This window comes from Paraburkholderia sp. SIMBA_053 (genome assembly GCF_046534895.1).
Taxonomy (GTDB): domain Bacteria; phylum Pseudomonadota; class Gammaproteobacteria; order Burkholderiales; family Burkholderiaceae; genus Paraburkholderia; species Paraburkholderia caledonica.
In genome coordinates this window covers 152,088-175,963 of record NZ_JAWRXU010000009.1, presented here as the reverse complement: position 1 = coordinate 175,963, position 23,876 = coordinate 152,088, and the positions used below count along the sequence as shown (strand labels likewise).

Below are 23,876 nucleotides of genomic sequence, written 5' to 3'. Positions count from 1 at the left end.
AGCGTCCGGAGGCCACGCTCATGTCTGATTCCGTGCAGATTCAGGTTGCCGATTCGCATCTCTATCCTGGGTGTGCGGTGCACATAGCGCACTTGCCGAAGTCGGAGCGAACGGCCGCCGCGGTGGTCGCGGTCGTCGAGTTTGCAGACGGCTCCGGCGCTAATGCCACCTGTCATTTGCGAGCGCACGACGAACTCGAACTGACGGTAGACGGTTATGCGACGCAGAAGCGCCACCCTGTCAACGCGAGACATTGGCTGCTGCTCGCCGTCGATGCAACGCACAATAGTTGGCGCGTCAAACGCCGATTGCCTTAGCTGGAAAAACCGCCGCATCTCTTGACGCAGTAGTTCGCCTGCACGTCCAGCCGTATCCGCAACGAATCGTAGCTTCCGCCGGCGTTTTGCGCGCCGCCCCGAGCCGCACCTGAGCGCTCGCCACGCACACTTCGGAACCGACCGATGACAGACCACGACTCCTCCCTGCCGCCGAACCCCGGTAGTTCAGACAACGCCTCCAGCGCCGCAGACGATCCGCACAATCCTGAACGCCGCCGTGTTCTTACCGGCCTCGCGGCCGTCGGCATCGGGCTTGCACTGACCGGCTGCAAGACCGGACAGGCTGCGAGCGAAGTAGCACCGCGTACCGCCGCGGACTTACGGCTCGACGCCGCGTTGCACGACCAGGTCAAGCAGATCGTGGTGATCTACGCGGAGAACCGCAGCTTCGCCAACCTGTATGGCAATTTCCCAGGCATCCAGCATCCGCTCGATAAAGTAACTGCCGAGCGATATCTGCAACTCGACCGCGATGGCAAGACGCCGATGCCGCGCTTGCCTGCCATCTGGGGCGGCCTGGTGCCGCAGGCGCAGGAAGTGGACGGCAAGCGTTACATGATCGGCCAGAAGGACATCGGCAATCTGCGCAATGGGCCGTTCCATTTGACCGACGCGCGAGGCGCGCCGTTGCCGACGGGCGTGATTACGCGCGATCTCGTGCATCGTTTTTATCAGAACCAGATGCAGATCAACGCCGGGCGCAACAACCAGTTCGCGGCGTGGGGCGATTCGGGCGGACTCGTCATGGGGCATTACCGAAATTCCGCCGATACGCTCAAGCTCTGGAGCCTCGCTCAGCAATACACGCTGTGCGATAACTTTTTCATGGCAGCGTTTGGCGGCTCGTGGCTCAACCACATCTTTCTGATCTCGGCGCAGGCGCCGTTCTATCCGGACGTGCATAACAGCCCGGCGAAAAAAATGGTCTCCGTGGTCGAGGGCGACGACCTCACCGGTGCGCGGCTGAAGCTCGCGCCGGACTCGCCGGCATCGGCACTCGACGGTCCGCCGAAATTCGTGAACGACGGCGCATTTACCGCCGACGGCTATGCCGTGAATACGATGGCACCGCCATACCAGCCGAGCAACGTGCGCCCGGCGGAAGGCGGCAACCCGGCTTTCGCGGATGCGTCGAATCCGCGGGTGCTGCGACCGCAGAATTACGCGACGATTGGCGACCGTCTCACGGACAAGGGCGTGGATTGGGCGTGGTACAGCGGGGCCTGGCAATATGCGTTGGAACATCAGGACACAGGTGCCGTGCCCGACTTCCAGTATCACCACCAGCCGTTCAACTATTTCGCCAACTACGCGCCTGGCACGGCCGCGCGGCGTAAATATCTGCGCGATGCGGGCCTCGGCAGCGACGCATCGACTAACCGCCTGATCGCCGACATCGACGCGGGACGTCTGCCGGCGGTCACCTTCTACAAGCCCCAGGGCGATCTGAATATGCACGCCGGCTACGCGGACGTCGAATCCGGCGACCGGCACATCTCAACTGTGATCGAGCATATCCAGAAGGGTCCGCAATGGGCCAATACGGTCGTGATCGTCACCGTCGACGAAAACGGCGGCTGGTGGGATCCGGTCGCGCCGCCGAATGGCGACCGCTGGGGTCCAGGCTCGCGGATTCCGGCGCTGGTCATTTCACCGCTCGCCAAAAAAGGCTATGTCGATCACACCGTGTACGACACGAACTCGATTCTTCGCCTGATCAGCCGCGTGCATGGACTGGCGCCGCTTGACGGCGTCGTGGCCCGCGATCGTGCGTTCGCAAAGAACGGTTTGGCGCCGCTCGGCGATTTGACCGCGCCGCTGGATCTCGCCTGACGATCACGGCGCGGCGGCGTGAAGCCTGGCGATGACGGCATCGGAAATCTGTTGAGCCGTTTTCTTGATCGTCTTCTTCTCGTCGCCGCTTGCCATGACGAACTTCGCTGCGATCACATACGGATTGAGCTTGATGGCAGCGCCCGGCCCGTGCTTGCTGTCGGCCTCTTCCACGGCTTCATAGAGAGGCGGCAAACTCGCCGATGCAAGACTGTCGCATGACACGGCGACCTGAATGTCGGTCTGACCGGCGCCGAGACCGACCATGGCACGCCGCAGACGGTTGCCGTCGTCGACGCTCAGGAAGACACCGCGCACTTGCCAGCCCGCGGCCGGCGAAGTTTGACCGGGCGCGATGCGCCGTGCGTCGACGCCGCCTTCGCGCAGATCGGCCGTGAGCGCCTCCGCCATTTCGTCGACGATGTTCTTTGCGTGCTCCTGCGGATTCGCGTTGCGGTCCAACGGTCCCGGCCCGCCTGGCAATAATCCGCGCAGACGGCGCACGCGTTGGCCGGGGCCACTGTCCGGCGCAACGTTCGCGACGTCCAGCTCGAAATCCGACACGTAGACGATCGGCGCAGGCTCGGCGAACGACGCTTTATCCGCTGCAAAACCAGGCGCCGGCGCCGCGCTTATGCACGCGGCCAGCGCCACAAAACGCAGAAATTGATGCTGCATGACACGTCTCCAGGATCGGTGCAGCGGCAACGAAGAAGCAAGATAGCGCGGTAAAAAGCGGAGGCCGGATCGCGACGCGAACATGGTACAGCCGTGTACATGTGGCGCCCGTATTTTCGTGCACAAGTCTTACCATTTGCCTTGAATAACCGGCGTCGCGACATAGACTGTTAAAGCAATTCTGAGTACTTTGCACGGAACTGATATGCGCCTGACCATCCTCATCAACGGTTCCGATCCCACCGTCAGTCACGACTACGCTGTGCTATGGCTCGACACCGACCAACGCCGGTGGTCGAGAGAAGCGCACCAAGGGATCGATCTGCCCCCGTGGGGCGAATTACGCGACGAAGGTGGCGTGACGACACTTTGCGCGCCGAGCACGGACGCACCGTTGTGTACGCTGCGTGGATTGCACGTCGACCGTAAGCAGCGCGTGAGCGCCGCCCAAGGCGACGCAGCGTGGACAGCCGTGCGCAACCGCGCGCCGACAAGCGGCTTCTGGCGCTTGCAAGCGGTCGATCGTCAAAACGTGCGCGCCGAAAACAGCGTGTTCGGCAATTAATTCCAGCACCCTTTCTACTCGGTCGATGTTCCCGCACGCGCGTCGCAAGGCGCGCGTGCGAAATCCGTCGGCTTACCACTCTGCATTGTTCCCTCTCGCCGATTGACGGACCGTTTTCCGCGACGCATGCATTTAAGCTTGTCTTAAGTTTGCGTGCGTAGTGTCGGAAGTCCACGCATTCGGGTCGCCGCAAGGCGGCCCATTTTTTTTGCCTGTGCGACGTCGCGTCACGTGCCCGTTCCGGCGCGCGAGCGTCACATTGCCGTTCTTCGCTACGCGCTCCCCCGCGCTTTTACATCGCTCGATCATCACGCTCAACGCTATACTTTGCGCCCCTCTCTTTTCACCGATTAACCCATGAAGAAGTGGTTCGCCTGTCTGCTCGTTGCAGTTGCCGCTCACGCAACGGCGGCGCCTTCCTGCACCCAGTTCACACCTAATGCGCAATGGCCCGTTCTGACCAATCAGAAGATGGCGCCCAAAACGCGCATGCTTTGCTATAGCGATTTCGCCGTCATGCATTCGGGCATTACACACGGTCCATTGTGGTCCGCCGAACATTTGACGCGCGATCATATTGAAGCCGCGAAAGACATGGTGCGCACCAACAAGTTCTTCGAAGACGCGCGCTTGCCCGACGGCGAAGGCGCAACGCTCGCCGATTACAAGCGCAGCGGCTTCGACCGCGGACATATGAGCCCTGCGGGAAATCGCTGGAATGAGCAGGCGATGGCACAATCGTTTTCGCTCGCGAACATCGTGCCGCAAAATCGCGAAAACAATCAACGGCTGTGGGCGCGCATTGAAACGTCCGTGCGCAAAATCGCGACGGCTTATGACGACACGTATGTCGTCACGGGTCCGATGTTCAGCGGTCAGCAACTGCAGACGATCGGTCCCACGCGCGTGTTCGTTCCAACGCAGTTGTTCAAGGTCGTCTACGTACCTTCGCGGCAACTCGCGTTCGCGGTAGTGGTCGACAATGTGTCGACGAATCGCTATGAAATCAGAACGATTCACGAACTCGAAGCAGCATCGGGCATTCGCTTTCCGGGCATTCCGGAGAACCTCAAAGATCAGCGACCGGGAGGACTCAAAGGTGTTTAAACCCTATTCGAACGACGACGACGTACTCAACCTTCAGGGCGACGCAATGACCGTGAGCAACGGTACAACGCGCGTCGTGCTGAACGGCACGCTCGAACTGACGCAAGACCAGCGAGGGCTGAAGGCTGCGCTCGCATTGAAGGAAGCGGTAGATGCAATCGTCGCAGCTTTGCAGGCGCATCCGGGACTGCCCGCTAAAGTGAAGGACGAACCGGATGCGAAACCGGGTGTCGTGGACAATCCATTCAACTAACGTTTGAAGTCTTAAATCGTCGAGAGCAGGAAGGCCGGAAGAGTAGTCAGCAGCCCGATATGTTTCTGCCGTTACGTTTTGTCACCAGAACATCGTCAACTGCTGTCTTCCCGGCTGCGTTAAACCGGCAGCGCTGAATAAATCCAGCCGCGAAACAGAAGCTCGCAGGAATCCACCGGTTTAACAAGGAGTCACACCATGAAGACGCTTTTCGCTGCTCTCGCTTCCGCTCTGCTCGTGTCAACCGCTTTCGCTCAGACTGCCGCACCGGCACCGTCCGAAGCAACGCAGCCCGCGGGCCAGGCGAATCTTAAGGCAAGCACTGCCGTGCAAACCGGCGCGTCGAATGACACCACCACTCACGCGAAAGCACCTTCGGGCACGACCGCGAAGTCGCATGTGAACACGTCTTCCAAACACTCTGTGAAGAAGCACAACGCCGTGAAGAAGACTCCGGCCGACTCCAGCGCAGCGAACAAGAAAACGGACGGCGCGCAAGAGGCCAACAATGCGCCGGTGAGCGCTGACGGCGCAAAGACCGGCACGACCAAAACGCAATAACACGTGCACGGTTCCGGCACGCACCGGCCAACCAGGCATTAGAAGAATCAAGCTATTAATCGAAGCCGGGCAATGCCGTTCAGGGAGGGCGAGTCGTATGACTCGCCTTTTTTTTGCGCAAGCTTTCGCGTTGTCGTAGCAGAGGAAATCTGCGGCAATGGCGCTCTCAAGCCGTCAACGTGTATCCAGGCCCAACTGCGCAAGCTCGTGAAGTCGGCCTTTGTCGACTATCTGGATTTCCGCATAACCAAGCTTGACCGCGCCCTGCGTTTCAAACTGCTTGAGCACCTGGTTGATGGTCTGCCGCGACAGTGCGAGCATCATCGCGAGATCTTCCTGAGGCACGTTGATGACACGTCGCATGGTTTCCCCCTCGCCATATCCACCCGCCATTAGCAACAGTCGTCGCGCTACGCGTTGCGCTGCGGGCAGCAACGCGGCTTCCTCGATTGCATCGAAGGCAAGACGCAGTTTTTGCGTGAGCAGCAAGCCGAAGGTGTGCCAATGGGCCGGCGTACGTTCAAGCAATCCGACGAGTGCCGCGCGCGTCACATGAAACAGTTCGGTATCGCGTTCGGCATACGCGTCGTGCGTTCGCGGACGATTGTCAAACAGCGCGATCTCGCCGAACCAGTTCACCGGTTCGATCACGGCAAGCAATGCTTCCTTGCCGCTCTCACTCGCCGCGCCGATTCGCACCACGCCGCCAAGCACGCAATAGATGCCGTTATCTGCATCGCCACGCGTGAACAGACGCTGACCGGCGGCAAGGCGCTCGATCCGGCCCGCGTCGATCAATTGCGTCTGCAGAGACGCCGGTGCCGAGCGGAACCATGCACTGTTCGACAGCAGCGTGGCAAGTTGGGTACGAGGAATATTTGCGGTCATTGAATCGCGCTTATACCGATTGTCGGCTACCCGATGGTTTGAGATTCCAATCGCCGCGATTATGCTGACTTTGATGAAGGAGCGGCATCCATGAGAACGCTGACGCAACAGCTTACGCAGTATGCGGCTTACCATCGCGACCGGCGCAATATCGCCACGCATTTCATCGGCATCCCGATGATCGTGCTTGCATTGGCAGTGCTGTTGAGCCGTCCGGCTTTCGCGCTAGCCGCGCCGCCGTTGATCCTATCGCCCGCATGGCTGTTGTTCTCGGCGGCCACGCTCTATTACCTGGTGCTCGACGTGCCTTTGGGTTTGTTGATGACAGCCGTGTCCGCGCTTTGCATCGTGTTCGGCCAATGGATCGCGGCGCAGACCACGCCGGTCTGGCTGGCAACTGGCGTCGGCCTCTTCGCGGTCGGCTGGGTGTTTCAGTTCGTCGGCCACATTGCCTACGAGCACCGTAAGCCGGCTTTTGTCGATGACGTGATCGGTCTTCTGATCGGACCGCTGTTCGTGCTGGCCGAAGCATTGTTCTACACCGGCTGGCGGCCTGCGCTTCGTGAAGCGATAGAAAGCCAGTTGGGGCCGTCGCCGACGAAAGACCAGCGCGCGGCGGCGCACAAGTGAACGCAAAGCAACATGGTCGTGGCAGGCGCTCGAGTCTCACGCAAAGCGCACGATCCGCATGCTGTGCAACGCTGTCAGCACGACTGCGATCCAGATCGGGATGTACGTGGCCAACTGCGCAGCACTCAACGTTTCGCCGAGCAACGTGATCGACACCAGCACGAGCAATACCGGCTCGACATAACCGAGAATGCCGAACAGCGCGACGGGCAATAGGCGACTCGCGGTCAGATACGAAGCCAGCGCGAGCGTGCTCAACGCGCCCAGCCCCGGCAGCAGCAGAAGCCACATGTCGAGGCGTCCGGAGATCAGCGTGAGCGACCCGCCGGTCACGATCATCGCCACTGCGACAGGCAGTAGCAAGATCATCTCGACGGTAAACAGCGCGAGCGAATCCTGTTTGATTTTGCGCCGCAATACGAAGTACGGCGGATAACCGAGCGCAACTAGCAACGTCGGCCACGAGAAAGCGCCCGTCACCCACAGTTCATGACCCACGCCCACAGCCGCGCATATCACGGCTGCCCACTGCAAACCGTCGAGACGCTCGTGATAGTAAAAGCGCCCGACCAGTACAATCACGAGCGGCAACAGGAAATAGCCGAGCGACACTTCAAGCATGCGGCCATGCAACGGCGCCCACAGAAACACCCACAATTGCGCGCCGAGCAACGCAGCGGCGGCGAGCATCGCAACGCCTAGCGCGGGCTGAGTCATCATCCGGTAAAGAAGTTGTCGCAGGATTGGCATGCGCTTGCGCGACGCAACCAGCAGCAGTGCGCCCGGCACGGTCCAGACGATACGCCACGCGAAAATATCGAGGCCGGTGAGCGGTGCGAGCAGCGTCGCGTAAGCCGACAGCAGAGCGAACATCGCACAGGCGCTAACCGATAAGGCAATGCCGCGTTTCGGCGAATACTGATTCATCGTGCGCCCCGCTGTGCGGGAGCTTCGCCTTGCGGCGCGAACGCATGCGCACGCGGCGCAACATGGCGGCGCACCGCGATTCTCGTTGTCATTGGAAGTGAAGGTCCTGAGCCGCAGCGCGTGTCGGGCGCCGCTTCTTGTAGTTTTATCCGGCGATGCAAGCCGGGCATTCTAGCCGGATTATCGACGTGGCACGGGCACACTTCGCGTCGCTTTCATTCTTGCAGCAGCAATTAATCCGTGCAGAACGCGCGTCGATGAACTAGAACATAACTTCACGCGCGCGGGAGTCAGCTGTGCGCGTTCGACAAGCAACTCCGTCGATCAAGCGCGAATCTTGCTTCCCGCTTCTGCTGCAGCGTTTGCAACCAACGTTTGCAATCAGCGTTTGCGACATCAACGAGCCCGGCCGCATGGCGGCCCGCCTCCTCCGCGGCACGCACCAATCGTTTCGATCCCGCGTGCCGCCTCCGGCCAACCATCCCGCTCATCGCATGTGACTACTGGAGCCAGCATGACCCAGCCAGCCCTCTCGCACGACGCATCACCCGATCAACGTTCCGCGTTCGCCGCCGACGTCCGCAGCGGCCTCACGCATGCGCCGCAGAAAGAGTTGCCCTCGAAGTATCTGTACGACGAAGTCGGTTCCGCATTATTCGAAGTGATCACCGTGCTCCCCGAATACGGCGTGACACGCGCTGAGGAGCGGCTGCTGGCGAAGCACGCGGTGGACATCGTCGAGCATCTTCCGCACGACGTAACCGTCGCCGAACTCGGCAGCGGCAGCGGCCGCAAAACGCGCCGCATTCTCGAAGCGCTGTGTAAAAAGCGCCCCACTTCCTACTGCCCGATTGAAATTTCGCGCACCGCGTTGCAGTTGTGCAGGCGCGAATTAGGCGACATCGAAAGGATTTCTATTGTCGGCTATGAGCGCGATTATCTGGCGGGGCTCGCGGAAGTCAGCAAAAAGCGCGCAGCCGACGAACGCTTACTCGTACTCTTTCTCGGCAGTACGATCGGCAATTTCGGCAGACTGGCCGCGACGCGCTTTCTGCGCGACATTCGCAACATGCTGGCGCCCGGCGACGCGCTGCTGCTCGGCACCGACCTCATCAAGCCCACGCCCACGCTGATCGCCGCTTACGACGACGCAATCGGCGTCACGGCGTCGTTCAACCTGAACCTGCTCGCGCGGATCAATCGCGAACTCGGCGGTGATTTTCCGCTCGACGCATTCGAGCACGTCGCGCGTTTCAATCCGGACGCGCGCAGTGTCGAGATGCACTTGCGTGCAACGCGTGACGTTACCGCGCATGTTGCCGCCGCAAACCTGACGGTGTCGCTCAAGGCAGGCGAAACGATCTGGACCGAGAGCAGCCACAAGTATCGCGCCGACGAAATGCCCGCGATCGCCGACGATGCGGGCTTCGTGTGCAGCCATCAGTGGCTGGAAAACGAGTGGGGATTTGCCGAAAGCCTGTTGGTAGCGCAATAGCGCACAACGGCCAAAGGGGCGGCGGGCTCTCAACCCGCCGATGTGGTTACGCGCCGTTCAATGCTGTTCGAAACGCTCGTAGCGTTTCTCGGTCACGCGCTCTTCGCCGGCTACCTCGGTGACGCGCGCGGCCGGCGGCCCGTGCCGCAGCCACGACAGCATCCGGTCGACCTGATTCGCCGTGCCCTGCAACATCGCTTCGACCGAACCGTCGTCGAGATTCGCAACCCATCCCTTGATGCCCAGCGCGTGCGCCTGCCGCACGGTCGCGTGACGAAAGCCGACGCCCTGCACGGTGCCGCGCACGCGCACGTAATACGTTTCGATCCGCTCATCCAGATCTGGGGACATGCCGTTCTCTCCTCGCAATCTTTCAAGCGGGCATTCTAGTCGCGTCGCGGCGAGCCTGCTTGCAGAACGCGGGTTGGAATAGCCGCGTCGGCGACGCGGCCCCCGCTCGCCACGTACAATCCCCCGACTGTCACGCAGGGAACGGAAACAGAATGACCGAACAGAATGGCGATCTCGTGCTCGTGACCGGCGCATCCGGCTTTGTCGGCTCGTCGGTGGCGCGCATCGCGCAACAGAAGGGTTTCAAGGTGCGTGTACTGGTGCGCGCCACCAGCCCGCGTCAGAACCTCGAGTCCCTCGACGCGGAAATCGTCGTGGGCGATATGCGCGACGAAGCGTCCATGCGCAACGCGCTGCGCGGCGTGCGCTATCTGCTGCACGTCGCCGCCGATTACCGGCTGTGGGCGCCGGACCCGAGCGAAATCGAACGCTCGAATCTGGAGGGCACGGAGGCGACCATGCGAGCGGCGCTGAAAGAAGGCGTCGAGCGCATCGTGTACACGAGCAGCGTGGCCACGCTGAAGGTGACGAGCGCCGGCAATTCAGCCGACGAAACATCGCCGCTCAAGGCCGATCAGGCGATCGGCGTCTACAAGCGCAGCAAGGTGCTGGCCGAGCGCGCAGTGGAACGCATGATCGCCGAAGACGGCCTGCCGGCGGTGATCGTCAACCCGTCCACACCTATCGGCCCGCGCGACGTCAAGCCGACGCCGACCGGGCGCATCATCGTGGAAGCGGCGCTCGGCAAGATTCCCGCTTTCGTCGACACAGGGCTGAACCTCGTGCACGTGGACGACGTCGCAGCCGGGCACTTTCTGGCGCTGGAGCGCGGCAAGATCGGCGAACGCTACATTCTCGGCGGCGAAAATCTGCCGCTTCAACAGATGCTCGCAGACATCGCGGCACTCACCGGCCGCAAAGCCCCCACCATCAGCTTGCCGCGCTGGCCGCTTTACCCGCTCGCGATGGGTGCGGAAGCGGTGGCGAAATTCACGAAGCGCGAACCGTTCGTCACCGTTGATGGATTGAAGATGTCGAAGAACAAGATGTACTTCAGTTCGGCCAAGGCGGAACGCGAACTGGGCTACCGGGCGCGTCCGTATCGCGAGGGCCTGAGCGATGCGCTCGACTGGTTCCGGCATGCGGGCTATCTCAAGCCGTAGCGCGAGCATTTTGTTACAACGTCGCTGTATTTGCGGAAGGTAAAGCCTACGCGCAGCAGTTAAAATCGCGGGTCTTACCAGAGAAATCTCGCATGAACCTTCACGAACAGCTCGGCGCGCTCGAAGTGGGCGTCGATCAGCTCATTCAGGCTGTCGTGGCCCCGCAGGCCCAAAGCATCCCCGAGACACGCAACCAGGCTGACGCGCAGCACGCGCCGGCTGAACATGCCGTGCCGGGCGTCGAATCGGAAACGGTCGAAGGTCAAGCCCAAGCCGACGCCGCGGTCAGCGAAGCCGGTGCGCAAACCGCTGCGCCCCCGGCTCCGCCCACGCTGGAAATCAACCGTCCGGCGCAGAACGAAATCACCATGACCATCGGCGGCCAGACCGTCGCATTGCGCGCGGAGCAGATCGGCCAGCTCATCGAGGAGCTGTCGAACGCGCGCGCCTCGATGACACCCGAACCTCCTCCGGGCATCCCGCCGGGCTGGCGTTTCGTGTCGACGAAAAATCCGGTCATGGCCGTGCAGAAGCAGTCGAACGGCGACCGTTTGCTGGTAATGCGCCATACCGGTCACGGCTGGGTGCCGTTCACGTTCTCACCGGACATGGTGATTCAACTCTATATGCTGCTTACAAAGGGCTAAAAGAAAAGCGGCGCAATGCGCCGCTTTTTTGTTACTGCCTCGAGTCAACGTTACTGCATGGGCGCCTGAACGCGCGCCTTCCATTGCCCGCCCTTGCCACGCCAGTAGCGCACCGCCGACGCAAACGTCGCCCCCACGTAAAACAGCGCGATGAGCGGCAGAAACGGCGCCCATAGCGGCGAGCGGCGGTAATAGCTCAGCATGGGCGCATACGCGCAGCACATGGCCGCCCACGCGAGCCAGGCGGGCCAGCCCGTTGGTCCGAGCACGATGGCGGCGACCGGCGGCATCAGATAGATGATCGTCATGCCGGCAAGCGTGCCCGCCAGCAGCAGCGGCGAATAATGCAACTGCGTGAACGCAGTGCGCGCAATCATGTTCCAGATGTCGCGCCAGCTATCGTAAGGACGCAACGACACGCTTCGCGCAGCCACGTCGAGCCGGATCGGGTGACGCCCGGTGCCGCGATGCTTGATGCGCGCCGCGAGGCTGCAATCGTCGATCAGCTCGGCCCGGATCGATTCAATGCCACCGGCTTCCTCCAGGGCGCTACGACGCACGAGCATGCAGCCGCCCGCCGCAGCCGCCGTGCGATTGCGCGGATTGTTGACCCATGCGAACGGATACAGCTTCGCGAAGAAGAAAACGAAGGCCGGAATAAGCGCTTTCTCCCAGAACGAGTCGCAGCGCAGCCGCACCATCAGCGAGACGAGATCGCGCTTCTCAACGTCGGCACGGACCACGAGTTGCGTGACGGCCTCCGCGGGATGACCGATATCGGCGTCTGTCAGCAACAAAAAGTCGGCCGGCAAGCCGAGCGTGCGCACCGCCTCGATGCCTTGCGACTGCGCCCACACCTTGCCGGACCACCCCGGCGGGAGCGGCTTCGCGCTCAGCACGGTCAAACGGTCCGGGCATTGCAGCTGCAGTGCGGCTGCGCGGGCAGCGTCGGCGGTGCCGTCGGTGCTGTGGTCGTCGACCACGATCACGTGAAATGCGCCGGGATAATCCTGCTGAAGCAGCGTCGTAACGGCCTGTGCAATGACATCGACTTCATTGCGTGCCGGTACCACGGCGGCCACGCCGGGCCATGCGCTACGCGCTTCGGGCGTAAGCGGCGCGGCGGGACGCGCGCGCCAGAAGCCGCCCCGGGCGAACAGCAGCACGATCCAGATCAGCAAGGACAAACAGGAAAGGAAAAACAGAATCACCGCCATCAACCCCATTAAGCGTTACCCTCGAATTTGCAGCAAGCGTCGACCATTTTGTATTGCGAGGCGCGAGCGCTTCACAGGACGACGTAGTTTAAGGGTTCCGCCAGAGCGGTGCAGCGTGCAATTTTTGCCGCATGGGTTTTGGCAAAGCCAAGGCATGTGCCGCGTGCGCCCAACACTGTAGCGGCCCCGGCAAAGCAAAGCTGGCGTGATAGCGTTAGAATGCGCGTTTGGTTTTGCTGTACCGGCACGTCGCCGGGGCTCAAGACGTCAACTAATTAGATGGTCGCGGCGATAAAGTCAGAATTTCCGACTTGCTCGAAACCCGCGTCAGTCGGAGTCCGCCAACTTATGCGAGTCATCCTTGCCCAACCCCGCGGCTTTTGTGCGGGCGTTGTTCGTGCGATCGAGATCGTCGATCGGGCGCTGCAGCAGCACGGCGCGCCTGTCTACGTACGCCACGAAATTGTCCACAATCGTCACGTGGTCGATAATCTGCGCCAGAAAGGCGCGCGTTTCGTCGAAGAACTCGACGAAGTGCCGCAAGGCGCCGTGGCGATCTTCAGCGCGCACGGCGTCGCTCAAACGGTTGAGCGCGACGCGGAAGCCCGCGGTCTCGACGTGCTCGACGCAACGTGCCCGCTCGTCACCAAGGTGCACGTGCAGGGACGTCAATATGTGAGCGCGGGGCGCACGCTGATCCTGATCGGCCACGCCGGGCATCCGGAAGTGGAAGGCACGATCGGCCAGATCCCGGGCAAGGTGCTGCTGGTGCAGAGCGAAGCCGAAGTCGAGCATCTGCAACTGCCGGTCGACACGCCGCTCGCGTACGTCACGCAGACCACGCTGTCGGTAGACGACACCCGTGGCATTATCGACGCCTTGCAGCGCCGCTTCACCGACATCGTCGGCCCCGACACGCGCGACATCTGCTATGCGACGCAAAACCGCCAGGCGGCGGTGCGCGAGTTGAGCAAGCAGGTGGACGTGCTGCTGGTGGTGGGCGCAACAAACAGTTCGAACTCGAACCGGCTGCGGGAAATCGGCAGCGAAAGCGGCGTGGCGAGCTATCTCGTCGCCGACGGTTCAGAAGTGAAGCCGGAATGGTTTGCGAATGCGCAGACCATCGGCATCACGGCCGGCGCTTCGGCGCCGGAAGAAATGGTCAGAAACGTAATCGATGCGCTAAGCGCAATGGGGCCCGTCGATGTCACGACGATGGCGGGCCGTGAAGAGAAGGTTGAATTCAAGTTGCCATCGAAGCTGATGCAACCACTCGCCGCACGCGAAGTTTAAGGAGGACGTCTTGTCTATTCCGCTGCTACAGAAAGTCCGGGTCGGCGCATACATCATGCGTCAGCACCTCTCCGGCAACAAACGCTACCCGCTCGCCCTGATGCTGGAGCCGCTGTTCCGCTGCAATCTCGCCTGCAATGGCTGCGGCAAGATCGACTATCCGGACCCCATCCTGAATCAGCGTCTTTCGCTGGAAGAATGCCTTGGCGCCGTCGACGAATGCGGCGCCCCGGTGGTGTCGATTGCAGGCGGCGAACCGCTCCTGCACAAGGAAATGCCGCAGATCGTGAAGGGCATCATCGCGCGTAAGAAGTTCGTGTACCTGTGTACGAACGCGCTGCTGATGGAAAAGAAGATGGACGACTACGAGCCGAATCCGTACTTCGTCTGGTCGGTTCACCTGGATGGCGATCAGCAGATGCACGACCATTCGGTGTCGCAAGACGGCGTGTACGACAAGGCAGTCGCCGCCATCAAGGAAGCGAAGCGCCGCGGTTTCCGCGTGAACATCAACTGCACGCTGTTTAACGACGCGGTGCCGGAGCGCGTTGCCGCTTTCTTCGACACGGTCGGGCCGATGGGCGTTGACGGCATCACCGTTTCGCCGGGTTATGCCTATGAGCGTGCGCCGGACCAGCAGCACTTCCTGAATCGCGACAAGACCAAACATCTGTTCCGCGAAATCTTCAAGCGCGGCAACAATGGCAAGAACTGGTCGTTCAGCCAGTCGGCCATGTTCCTCGACTTCCTCGCCGGCAATCAGACCTACGAATGCACGCCTTGGGGCAACCCGGCGCGTACGGTGTTCGGCTGGCAGAAGCCGTGCTATCTGGTCGGCGAAGGTTACGTGAAGACCTTCAAGGAATTGATGGAAACCACGGACTGGGACAAGTACGGCACCGGCAACTACGAAAAGTGCGCCGACTGCATGGTCCACTGCGGCTTTGAAGCCACGGCCGTGATGGATACGGTTGCGCATCCGCTGAAGGCATTGAAGGTCAGCCTGCGCGGACCGAAGACTTCGGGTGCTTTCACCAAAGACATCCCGCTGGACAAGCAGCGCCCGGCTGAATACGTGTTCTCGCGCCACGTCGAGATCAAGCTTGAAGAGATCAAGGTGGCCGGCAAGGGCAGCAAGGTGCAGACGGCTACGGCCGCGCACTGAGCGTCGAATCGGGGCGGCCCTGCGCCGCTCTGAATCGCGCCGCATAACCCGCGTAAAAAAGCGCGGTGGCTTTTAAGGCCACCGCGCTTTTTCTTTTGCCGGTCTGTTTCGACCTCGCAGGCAATCGGCTTGCCGATCCAGCTTACCCGCCGCTGCGTGCGTTATGCGCGGTGAGGAACTTGATCAGGCCGTCGACTCCGCCCTTGGAAAGCTGATCGGCGAATTGTGTCTGGTACACCTGAATCAGCCATGCGCCCATCATATTGATGTCGTAGATCTTCCAGCCCGACGGGCCCTTGGTGAGCCGGTAGTCGATCGCGTCGTCGCCGCCATTGCTGATCACGTGCGACTGCACCACGACGTCTTTCGCGGCGCCCGGTGCATTGGCCGGCGCAAACTTGAATTTGACGTCCTGGTCGCGCAACTGCGAAAGCGACGCAGCGTAGGTGTGCACGAGAAGCAGCGTGAACTGCTCATAGAGCTGCTTCTGCTGCTCGGGCGTGGCGGTGCTCCATGCCTTGCCGACCGCGATGCGCGTAGTGCGCTGGAAGTCGGTGGCCGGCACGAAGCGCGTCTCGACCAGTTGCGTGATCTTGGCCATATCGCCGCCGCGCGCTTGCGGATCGGCCTTCATCGCGGAGACCGTACCTTCGACGGCACTTTTTACCACCGCGTCGGGCGAGCTTTGCGCATAGGCAGCCGTTGAGACTACGGCTGCGGCCAGAAAAGCAGACAGATAACGTTTCATACGCTGGACAAGACCCGAAAAGAGTGTGCACCGCCGACCAGCAAGATCGGGGCGAAAGCTGGATAGACCAGTATAACGATATTGCGTTCCCGCCCTTTCATGTTGCGCCGGGAGCCGGTTTTGCTACGCGCATTGCTGCCGAATACGATCCGGATTGCTCTGGCTCTGTATACTTGTGCACTTTCGTCAAAATGCTACCCGTGATAAGGCCAAGTTCGCCTACATGCTGAAGTCATCTATTGTTCGCCTCGTCGCCTATTCGGTGCGCCATCCGTTGCGGATCATCGCACTGTCGATCGTGCTCGCCGTGTTGAGCGGGATCTATGTCGCGCATCACTTCAAGATCAACACCGACATCAGCCGCCTGATCGAAACCGACAAGGAATGGTCCACGCTCGAGCACGCGATGGACCAGGCCTTCCCTGATCGCGGCGAAACGGTGCTGGTCGTCGTGGAGGCGCGCGCGCCCGAGTTTGCCGACGCCGCAGCGAATGCGCTGACGGCGGCGCTCAAAGCCGAGCCGAAGGAATTCGTCGCGGTCTCGCAGCCCGCCGGCGGGCCGTTCTTCGAACATAACGGTCTGCTTTTCCCATCGACCGAAGAGGTCATGTCGACCACGTCGCAACTCGTGCAGTCGCGTCCGCTCGTGAACACGCTCGCGCATGACCCCAGCCTCACAGGACTGGCGGGCACGCTCACTACGAGCTTGTTGCTGCCGCTGCAGATCGGTCAGGTGAAGCTCTCCGACATGAGCCGCCTGCTGTCGCAAAGCGCCAACACGCTGGACCTCGTACTGGCCGGCAAGCCCGCCGCTTTCTCGTGGCGCGCGTTCGTCGACAAAAGCGCGGCGACCAATCCGGCGCGTGCGTTTGTGGTCGTGCAGCCGGTCGTGAACTACGACGCGCTAGAGCCGGGCGCAACCGCGTCGCAGGCCATTCGCGATACGGCGGCCTCGCTGCATCTGGACTCGCGTTATGGCGCCACCGTCCGTCTGACCGGCGAACAACCGCTCGCGGACGAAGAGTTCGCGTCAGTCAAAGACGGCGCGGTGCTCAACGGCATCGGCACGTTCGTCGTGGTGTTGATCATTCTGTGGCTCGCGTTGCGCTCAGGACGCATGATCGCTGCAGTCTTCATCACGCTGTTCGTTGGACTCGCAATCACCGCCGCGCTCGGCCTCATGATGGTCGGCGCGCTGAACATGATCTCGGTTGCGTTCATGGTGCTGTTCGTCGGGCTGGGCGTCGATTTCGGCGTGCAGTTCGGCGTCAAGTATCGCGAGGAGCGTAATCGCGACGACCGTCTCTCCGCCGCGCTTGCCCATACCGCGCACAGTATCGGCGTGCCGCTTACGCTCGCCGCGGTTGCGGTCGCGTTGAGCTTCTTCTCGTTCCTGCCGACCGCGTACCGCGGCGTGTCGGAGTTGGGTGAGATCGCCGGCGTTGGCATGTTCGTCGCGTATCTGACCAACATGACACTGCTGCCCGCGTTGCTGAAGATCTTCAACCCGCCGGGCGAAGCCGCGTCGCCGGGCTTCAAGCAACTGGCACCCGTCGACGACTTTCTCGCCCATCATCGCAAGCCCGTGCTGATCGGCACGCTGATCGTCGTGATCGGCGCAACGCCGTTGCTCACGCGTTTGCACTTCGACTTCAATCCGCTGCACCTGAAAGATCCGCATACCGAGTCGATGGCCACGCTGCTGTCGCTGAAGGATTCGCCCGAGGCCGCGGTGAACAACGTGCATGTGCTCGCGCCCTCGCTTGCCGACGCCGATCGCATGGCCGAGCGATTGCGCGCGTTGCCCGAAGTGGGCCGCGTCACCACGTTGGACACCTTCGTTCCCGCGCAGCAGCAGCAAAAGATGATGCTGATCGCAAGCGCCGCGCAGCAATTGCTGCCCGCGCTGCAACAGCAACCGGCGCCACAGGCCACGGACGCCGTGCGCGTCGCAGCGCTCAAGCGCGCGTCGAATCAACTTTCTCTCGCCGCCGAAGATCATCCGGGGCCAGGCGCCGCCGAAGCGCAACATCTGTCGGTCACGCTGCAAAAGCTGGCCGCGGCCGACTCCGCCACGCGCGACCGCGCGGAACACGCGATGTCGGAGCCTTTGCGCATCGCGCTCAAGCAGTTGGAGAACCTGCTGCAGCCGACCGAAATCACGCGGGACAATCTGCCGAAGGAAATTTCGAAGGGCTGGGTGTCGAAGGACGGCCGCGCCCTCGTCGACATTGCGCCGAAGGTGAAGCCGGGCGCCGATCCGAACGACGACGCCACGCTCGCCCGCTTCGCCCATGCTGTCAAAAAGGCCGAGCCCGGCGCGATTGGCGGCCCGATCTCGATCCTTCATTCCGCCGATACGATCATCAAGGCGTTCTTGCAGGCAGCGTGCTGGGCGCTGCTGTCCATCGCGATCCTGCTGTGGGTCGCGCTGCGGCGCGTTGGCGACATGCTGCGCACGCTGGTTCCGCTGCTTGTGTCGGCGCTCGTCACGCTCGAGTTGTGCGTGGTGTTCGGCATGCCGCTGAACTTCGCGAATATCATTGCGTTGCCGCTGATGCTCGGCGTCGGCGTGGCGTTCAAGATTTACTTCGTGATGGCGTGGCGCAACGGGCAGACCGGCCTGTTGCAGTCGAGCCTGACGCACGCGGTGCTGTTCAGCGCGGCGACGACGGCGACGGCGTTCGGCAGCCTCTGGCTATCGCACCATCCGGGGACGTCCAGCATGGGCCGCTTGCTGGCGCTGTCGCTGTTTTGCACGCTCATTGGTGCAGTGGTTTTCCAACCCGTGCTGATGGGCAAGCCGCGCCCACGTCGCGCGAAGCACAAAGGAATATAAGCATGAAACTGCGTACCACCGTGCTGGCGCTTGCTGCCACCGGCCTCATAACCGGCTGCGCAACCGGTCCCGACCGCAAGCCCGGCGACCCGTTCGAGCCGATGAACCGGGCGGTGTTCAATTTCAACGACGGCCTCGACCGCTATGTCGCGGTGCCCGTCGCGAAGGGCTATCAGAAGGTGACGCCGCAGCCGTTGCGCACGGCCGTCAGCAACTTCTTTTCGAACCTGGGTGACTTGACCAACGCCGCGAATGCGCTGCTGCAGTTGAAGATCACTGACGCGACCGAGGACCTCGTCCGTTTCGCGTTCAACTCCACGTTCGGTCTCGGCGGCCTGCTCGATTGGGCGACGCCGGCCGGCCTGCCCAAGCATCATCAGGACTTCGGCCTGACGCTTGGACACTGGGGCATTCCATCGGGACCGTATCTGGTCTTGCCGCTTTTCGGGCCGAGTACCGTGCGAGACAGCATGGGGCTGGTGGTGGACGTGAAGTTCAATCCTTTGAACTACATGGAGCCGGCGGTGCGCAATCCGCTGTATGTGCTGCAGTTCGTGAGCGTTCGCTCCGACCTGCTGGGCGCGACGGATCTTCTGCAGCAAGCGGCACTGGATAAATACTCGTTCGTGCGGGACGCCTATACGCAGCAACGGCGGGCGCGTCTGCGCGGCACCGGCGACAATGCCGCGCCGCTGCCGGAATATGAGGATCAGGACGACTCGGGCGCTGCGACGACTCCAGCGAAGGGCGCCGCTGCTGGCGCGCCGGCTACGCTTCCGAACTACGCAGACCCGGGCGATACGGCGGACACGCCGGACGCGGCGTCTGGTGCCGCTACGGGCGCACCAGCGGGCGTGCCGAATTACACGGATCCGGGTGAGTCGCCCGCGCCAGCAAGCGGCGCTGCGGGCTCAATGCCTGCGAGTGAAACGACGGGGGCTAAGTCGGGGACAACCGCGACGCCGGCAACAGCGCCAGGTGCGGCTTCAGCGCCCAGTACGGGCACGGCTGTACCGACCACGTCTGCACCTGCTGGTAATCAACAACCGGCTTCAGCGCCAGCTGCGCAATAGGATCGGCGTACGCACGCCCAAGGCGTGCGTCGACGCTCCTGAACTGCTAGGCCAACTTCAGCAGGGCCTCAGCCGCACCCAGCGCTTGCCGGGCCTGCACCAGGGAAACACGCGCCGCACGCGCATCGATCGCTACCTGAATGAGCGCGCCAATCTGTGACGGTTGCCGCATCAGCTCGCGCAGGATCGGCGCAAGCGCGGTGCTGCCGTCATCGCGCAGCCCGGCGGTCGCCGCCGACGGCAACGTACGCCACGCAGGATCCACAATCGCACGGCACACGGCGAACGGCAGCCCGCGGGCGGCCGCCATCGCGCCAGCCAGATGCGATTCCATGTCCACAGCCAATGCACCCGTCGAGCGATGCAGCGCACGCTTGCCGTCGGCGGACATGAGCGGCGCCGCTACCGCGGCCATTGAACCGCGCCGCAGGCGTGACGCGAGCGGTCCGGTCGCCAGCGCGGCGGCAAGCCTGTTCGTCCAGGCCGGATCGGTAGGAATGCGGCCAAACGGACCTTCGACGGCGTCGGCGACAATGAGCGCACCCGGCTGCAAATCCGGCGCCAGGCCACCCGCCGTACCGAAGCTGACGATCCCCGAGCAACCGCGCGCGACCGCTGCGTTCAGCGCGCGTTCCAGCAGATCGGCGCGTGCCGCATAGACCACTTCGACGCCTTCGCCCCGCGCAATTCGCGCTTCGAACGCCATGCCCGTTACGACGATGACCGGCAAGCTGTTGCCGTCGGCATCGGCGGACGGCGCTGTTGGGCGAAGCATCCGTTACATCCCGACGGCAACGCGCGTGAGCCCGTTGCGCTTCAGATGACGGAAACGCGCCAGCGCCCAGAGCGGGAAAAACTTGCGATAGCCGTGATAACGCAGATAAAACACGCGCGGGAAACCGGTGGCGGTGAAACGCGTTTCGTCCCACAAGCCGTGCGCGCGTTGTTCACGCTGCAAATAGTCGATGCCGCGCGCAACCGCCTCGTGATTCACTTCGCCCGCCGCCATCAGGCCCATCAACGCCCATGCCGTTTGCGAAGCCGTGCTCGGCGCGCGTTCGTAACCGTGGTAGTCGAGCTTGTAGCTCTCGCCGGCTTCGCCCCAACCGCCGTCTTCGTTCTGGATCGACAGCAGCCACTGTGCGGCGCGTTTGATGCGCGGGTCGTCGTGCGAAATGCCCGCTGCGTTCAGCGAACACAGCGCGGTCCACGTACCGTAGATGTAGTTCAAACCCCAGCGGCCGTACCAGCTGCCGTCGGGCTCCTGTTCCTTCAACATATAGTCGAGCGCACGCTGCGCCGGTTCGCTGTTTTGCGGCAACTCGCCGAGTTGCGCGAGCATCGACAGGCAGCGACCCGACACGTCTGCCGTCGGCGGATCGAGCAGCGCGCCGTGATCGGAGAACGGAATGTTGTTCAGGTAATACTGCGTGTTCTCGGGCTCGAACGCGCCCCAGCCGCCGTCGCTGCTCTGCATGCCGACGACCCATTCCCGCGCGCGCGCAATCGCCTCGCGATCGACACTCGACTGCGTCAGCGCAGCCGAGCGATGCATGGCCATCGCGACCACCGCTGTATCGTCGACGTCCGGGTAATACGCGTTGTTGTACTGGAAGGCCCAGCCGCCCGGCCGCACGTTCGGCCGGCGCGAAATCCAGTCGCCGCGCACGTCGAGAATCTGCAGCGGACGCAGCCATGCAAGGCCGCGTTCTGCTGCCTGCTCGGCACGCGCTTCGCCCGTTTCGAGCAACGCGTGCGCGGCAAGCGACGTGTCCCACACCGGCGACAAACAGGGCTGACAATATGCTTCGTCATCCTTGATAACGAGCAGCTTTTCGATCGACTGACGCGCAATTGCGCGGTTCGGATGGTCGGCCGGATAACCGAGCACGTCGTACATCATCACCGAATTGGCCATGGCCGGGAAAATCGCGCCCAGGCCGTCTTCCCCGTTCAGCCGCTGATCGACAAAGGCCACTGCCTCGCGGACCGCTCGCTCGCGCGTGGCTTTCGGAAACAGACCGTCGACCGCGCGTAGCACCGTATCCACGACCCGGAAAAAGCGGAACCAGCCGACATGTTGATGCGGCGCCCGCTGCGGCATGCCGGTGTTCACGGGCGCGCCGCGGAACAATTCGTCGATGCGCACGCGGCGCGGATTGCGCGCGAGCGGCCGCTTCGCATTTAGCACGAGCAGCGGCACGATTACGGTCCGGGCCCAGTACGACACCTTCGACAGATGGAACGGAAACCACATGGGCAGCAGCGTGATTTCCACGGGCATCATCGGCACCGCGCGCCACGACACCACGCCGAACAAGGCCAGCAGGATCCGCGTGAAGACGTTCACCGCCTCCGCGCCGCCGTGCGCGAGAATTGCCTCGCGCGCGCGGACCATGTGCTCCGCGTCGACCGGGTCGCCGATCATCTTCAGCGCGAAGTACGCCTTCACGCTCGCGCTGACGTCGAGCGCGCCGTCGGTGAAGAGCGGCCAGCCGCCGTCGGCCAGCTGGATGCGGCGCAAATAGCGCGCGATTTTCTGCTCCAGCTCCACGTTCGGCGTTTCGCCAAGGTAATGGACCAGCAGCACGTATTCGGCGGGAATCGTCGCATCCGCTTCGAGTTCGTAGACCCAGTGGCCGTCGGGCTTTTGCGCGGCCAGGATCGCCTCGGTTGCGCGCGTGATCGAGGTGTCGAGCGAAGCGGCGAAACCAGCAGATTCTGCAGACGCGGTAGACGCGTGGGCCGCATCGCTCGCAACGGAAGGCGCGCTTCGCGCTTCGTCGGCGAATTCGGGCATGACGGCACCCAGCATGTGGGCTTGAGATAAATCGTTCATCGGCGTTCCATCGGTTGATTCAGCAACGTATCCGCGGCCTTCTGACCTGAGCGGATCGCGCCTTCAATCGTCGCGGGCAGGCCGGTAGCCGTCCAGTCCCCCGCGAGCATCAGATTATTCCAGCGAGTGCGCGTGCCGGGACGCAGCGTTTCCTGTTCCGGCGACGCGGCAAAAGTCGCCCGTTCGTCGACGACGATCTGCCAGGCCGGCATGGGCGCGGCGGGCAGATTGGCCGCCTGAGCCACCTCGGCCCACAAGCGCGCCGCCAGCTCTTCGCGCGGCGTGTCGACAACATTGCCGACGCCATAAACCGTTGCGGACAGACGTCCGTCGGACGCGAACAGCCATTGCGCGGTGCCGTTCAGGAGACCGGTGACGGGCGGCAAGCCGAACGGCGGTTCCACGGCGAAATACGCGCTGAGCGTCGCGGCAAAGCGGGCCGGCGCCCGCAGGCCAGGGACCAGCGTCTGGGCGACGTCCGGCGGCACGGCGAGAATCACAGCCTGGTTGACGTCCAGCGCGACGCTCTGTTCGGCGAAATCGAGCGCCTCTACGCGGCTGCCGTTCGCCGCAAACCGGATTTTTTCGAGCCGCGAGCCGATCTCGATCGTCGCGCCGCCATGCTGCAACAGTCGCAACGCCGGATCGACGAAAGCGCTGCTCAAACCGTTCCGCGCGATCAGCGGCCGGCACGCCAGGCCGCCCGCCATCAACGTCTCGCGCACCATTGCCCCAGTCAGCGCCGCCGACGCGTCGCGCGGCTCGGCGTTGAGCATTGCGCGAAACAACGGAGCCAGCAGGCGGTCCCACAGCGGGCCATTGCTGCGCATGGTTTGCGCGACGGTGCGACCGGGCTTGGCGAAAAGCAGCGGCACGAGACTCAGATAGTCGCTCGGGCCGGTGTTCGGTACACGCGCGTTCTGATCGAAGATCCACCAGGGCAGCCGTCCCGACGACAGGCGCACGGTCCAGCGCGCGTGAGTGGCGAGATCCACGAACGGGAATTCCGGCAAAGCCGGTCCCGTCAGTTCGTCCACGGCGCCGATAGCACGCGCGTAATTCAGCGTCGCCGCGTTGCCCGACATCATCAGGTGATTGCCGCTGTCGATCGTTGCGCCCAGCTTGGCGTCGTAGTACGAACGGCACCGGCCGCCCGCCTGTTGCGCCGCTTCGTGTAGCACGACTCGCGCGCCGCGCCGCTGCAACTGCACTGCGGCGGCCAGGCCGGCGAGGCCCGCGCCGACCACATGTACGAGTCTCGGCATC

23 protein-coding genes are annotated in these 23,876 nt (G+C 62.8%); 14 read left to right on the top strand and 9 right to left on the bottom strand.

What is annotated here, in order from left to right:
• The first annotated feature begins 20 nt into the window (after positions 1–20).
• Complete coding sequence (locus tag SB753_RS24590; protein WP_020068680.1) at positions 21–317, top strand: hypothetical protein; 297 nt, start codon at positions 21–23, stop codon at positions 315–317.
• Positions 318–461: 144 nt separating this feature from the next.
• Entirely contained in the window at positions 462–2,171 is a 1,710-nt protein-coding gene (locus SB753_RS24585) for an acid phosphatase (RefSeq protein WP_410802284.1), read from the top strand.
• 3 nt (positions 2,172–2,174) lie between these two features.
• On the opposite strand, the gene SB753_RS24580 is transcribed toward SB753_RS24585, so the two are convergent.
• Complete coding sequence (locus tag SB753_RS24580) at positions 2,175–2,849, bottom strand: DUF4410 domain-containing protein (RefSeq protein ID WP_088175474.1); 675 nt, start codon at positions 2,847–2,849, stop codon at positions 2,175–2,177.
• 205 nt (positions 2,850–3,054) lie between these two features.
• Between SB753_RS24580 and SB753_RS24575 the strand changes: the two genes are divergently transcribed.
• The 4 genes from SB753_RS24575 to SB753_RS24560 all read left to right on the top strand — a co-directional run bounded on the left by SB753_RS24575 (position 3,055) and on the right by SB753_RS24560 (position 5,335).
• Positions 3,055–3,414 (top strand): DUF3564 domain-containing protein, encoded by a 360-nt coding sequence (locus tag SB753_RS24575; protein ID WP_020068677.1) that lies wholly within the window; start codon positions 3,055–3,057, stop codon positions 3,412–3,414.
• A gap of 357 nt (positions 3,415–3,771) precedes the next feature.
• The gene (locus SB753_RS24570; protein WP_088175473.1) at positions 3,772–4,521 is read left to right on the top strand and encodes a DNA/RNA non-specific endonuclease; all 750 of its coding nucleotides are present in this window, start codon (positions 3,772–3,774) and stop codon (positions 4,519–4,521) included.
• On the top strand, positions 4,514–4,774 hold the full coding sequence (locus SB753_RS24565) for a hypothetical protein (RefSeq protein ID WP_087751876.1): 261 nt from the start codon (positions 4,514–4,516) through the stop codon (positions 4,772–4,774). The genes SB753_RS24570 and SB753_RS24565 overlap by 8 nt, the downstream gene beginning before the upstream one ends.
• 198 nt (positions 4,775–4,972) lie before the next feature.
• Entirely contained in the window at positions 4,973–5,335 is a 363-nt protein-coding gene (locus tag SB753_RS24560; RefSeq protein ID WP_410802282.1) for a hypothetical protein, read from the top strand.
• A 174-nt stretch (positions 5,336–5,509) separates the two neighbouring features.
• On the opposite strand, the gene SB753_RS24555 is transcribed toward SB753_RS24560, so the two are convergent.
• Entirely contained in the window at positions 5,510–6,223 is a 714-nt protein-coding gene (locus SB753_RS24555) for a Crp/Fnr family transcriptional regulator (protein WP_204523312.1), read from the bottom strand.
• Positions 6,224–6,313: 90 nt separating this feature from the next.
• On the opposite strand from SB753_RS24555, the gene SB753_RS24550 reads away from it, so the two are divergent.
• Complete coding sequence (locus SB753_RS24550; protein ID WP_410802280.1) at positions 6,314–6,853, top strand: DUF962 domain-containing protein; 540 nt, start codon at positions 6,314–6,316, stop codon at positions 6,851–6,853.
• 36 nt (positions 6,854–6,889) lie between these two features.
• Here the strand turns inward: SB753_RS24550 and rarD are convergent, their stop codons facing one another.
• Positions 6,890–7,780 (bottom strand): EamA family transporter RarD, encoded by an 891-nt coding sequence (rarD, locus tag SB753_RS24545; RefSeq protein WP_410802278.1) that lies wholly within the window; start codon positions 7,778–7,780, stop codon positions 6,890–6,892.
• 514 nt (positions 7,781–8,294) lie between these two features.
• Here rarD and egtD point away from each other — a divergent pair.
• Positions 8,295–9,275, top strand: coding sequence for an L-histidine N(alpha)-methyltransferase (egtD, locus tag SB753_RS24540; RefSeq protein WP_087751880.1), 981 nt, complete (start codon positions 8,295–8,297; stop codon positions 9,273–9,275).
• Positions 9,276–9,332: 57 nt separating this feature from the next.
• Here the strand turns inward: egtD and SB753_RS24535 are convergent, their stop codons facing one another.
• Complete coding sequence (locus SB753_RS24535; RefSeq protein ID WP_020068669.1) at positions 9,333–9,626, bottom strand: acylphosphatase; 294 nt, start codon at positions 9,624–9,626, stop codon at positions 9,333–9,335.
• Positions 9,627–9,778: 152 nt separating this feature from the next.
• Here SB753_RS24535 and hpnA point away from each other — a divergent pair, with 152 nt between their 5' ends.
• Together hpnA and SB753_RS24525 are read left to right on the top strand one after the other, a co-directional pair.
• Positions 9,779–10,789, top strand: a complete 1,011-nt coding sequence (gene hpnA / locus SB753_RS24530; RefSeq protein ID WP_027779011.1) for a hopanoid-associated sugar epimerase — start codon at positions 9,779–9,781, stop codon at positions 10,787–10,789.
• 92 nt (positions 10,790–10,881) lie between these two features.
• Positions 10,882–11,436, top strand: coding sequence for a hypothetical protein (locus tag SB753_RS24525; RefSeq protein WP_410802275.1), 555 nt, complete (start codon positions 10,882–10,884; stop codon positions 11,434–11,436).
• Positions 11,437–11,486: 50 nt separating this feature from the next.
• On the opposite strand, the gene SB753_RS24520 is transcribed toward SB753_RS24525, so the two are convergent.
• A complete protein-coding gene (locus SB753_RS24520) occupies positions 11,487–12,653 on the bottom strand; it encodes a glycosyltransferase (RefSeq protein WP_410802368.1) in 1,167 nt (388 codons plus the stop codon).
• A gap of 348 nt (positions 12,654–13,001) precedes the next feature.
• On the opposite strand from SB753_RS24520, the gene ispH reads away from it, so the two are divergent.
• Both ispH and hpnH read left to right on the top strand, forming a co-directional pair.
• Positions 13,002–13,946, top strand: a complete 945-nt coding sequence (gene ispH / locus SB753_RS24515; RefSeq protein WP_027779014.1) for a 4-hydroxy-3-methylbut-2-enyl diphosphate reductase — start codon at positions 13,002–13,004, stop codon at positions 13,944–13,946.
• A gap of 10 nt (positions 13,947–13,956) precedes the next feature.
• Positions 13,957–15,111, top strand: a complete 1,155-nt coding sequence (hpnH, locus tag SB753_RS24510) for an adenosyl-hopene transferase HpnH (RefSeq protein ID WP_020068663.1) — start codon at positions 13,957–13,959, stop codon at positions 15,109–15,111.
• A 142-nt stretch (positions 15,112–15,253) separates the two neighbouring features.
• On the opposite strand, the gene SB753_RS24505 is transcribed toward hpnH, so the two are convergent.
• Complete coding sequence (locus tag SB753_RS24505) at positions 15,254–15,859, bottom strand: phospholipid-binding protein MlaC (protein ID WP_020068662.1); 606 nt, start codon at positions 15,857–15,859, stop codon at positions 15,254–15,256.
• A 223-nt stretch (positions 15,860–16,082) separates the two neighbouring features.
• Between SB753_RS24505 and SB753_RS24500 the strand changes: the two genes are divergently transcribed.
• Positions 16,083–18,698: an MMPL family transporter gene (locus SB753_RS24500; RefSeq protein WP_020068661.1), complete on the top strand. Its 2,616-nt coding sequence runs from the start codon at positions 16,083–16,085 to the stop codon at positions 18,696–18,698.
• A gap of 2 nt (positions 18,699–18,700) precedes the next feature.
• Positions 18,701–19,771 carry an MlaA family lipoprotein gene (locus SB753_RS24495; RefSeq protein ID WP_410802273.1) on the top strand — a complete coding sequence of 357 codons (1,071 nt, stop codon included), beginning with the start codon at positions 18,701–18,703 and terminating at the stop codon, positions 19,769–19,771.
• Positions 19,772–19,817: 46 nt separating this feature from the next.
• Here SB753_RS24495 and SB753_RS24490 read toward each other — a convergent pair whose 3' ends face one another.
• Genes SB753_RS24490 through hpnE form a run of 3 tightly spaced genes read right to left on the bottom strand, consistent with a single transcriptional unit; the run spans position 19,818 to position 23,875 of the window.
• Positions 19,818–20,546 (bottom strand): phosphorylase, encoded by a 729-nt coding sequence (locus tag SB753_RS24490; RefSeq protein ID WP_410802271.1) that lies wholly within the window; start codon positions 20,544–20,546, stop codon positions 19,818–19,820.
• 3 nt (positions 20,547–20,549) lie between these two features.
• Positions 20,550–22,610: a squalene--hopene cyclase gene (gene shc / locus SB753_RS24485; protein ID WP_310070065.1), complete on the bottom strand. Its 2,061-nt coding sequence runs from the start codon at positions 22,608–22,610 to the stop codon at positions 20,550–20,552.
• On the bottom strand, positions 22,607–23,875 hold the full coding sequence (gene hpnE / locus SB753_RS24480) for a hydroxysqualene dehydroxylase HpnE (RefSeq protein ID WP_408130483.1): 1,269 nt from the start codon (positions 23,873–23,875) through the stop codon (positions 22,607–22,609). Before hpnE ends, shc begins: the two co-directional genes overlap by 4 nt.
• Between the last annotated feature and the right edge of the window lies 1 nt (position 23,876).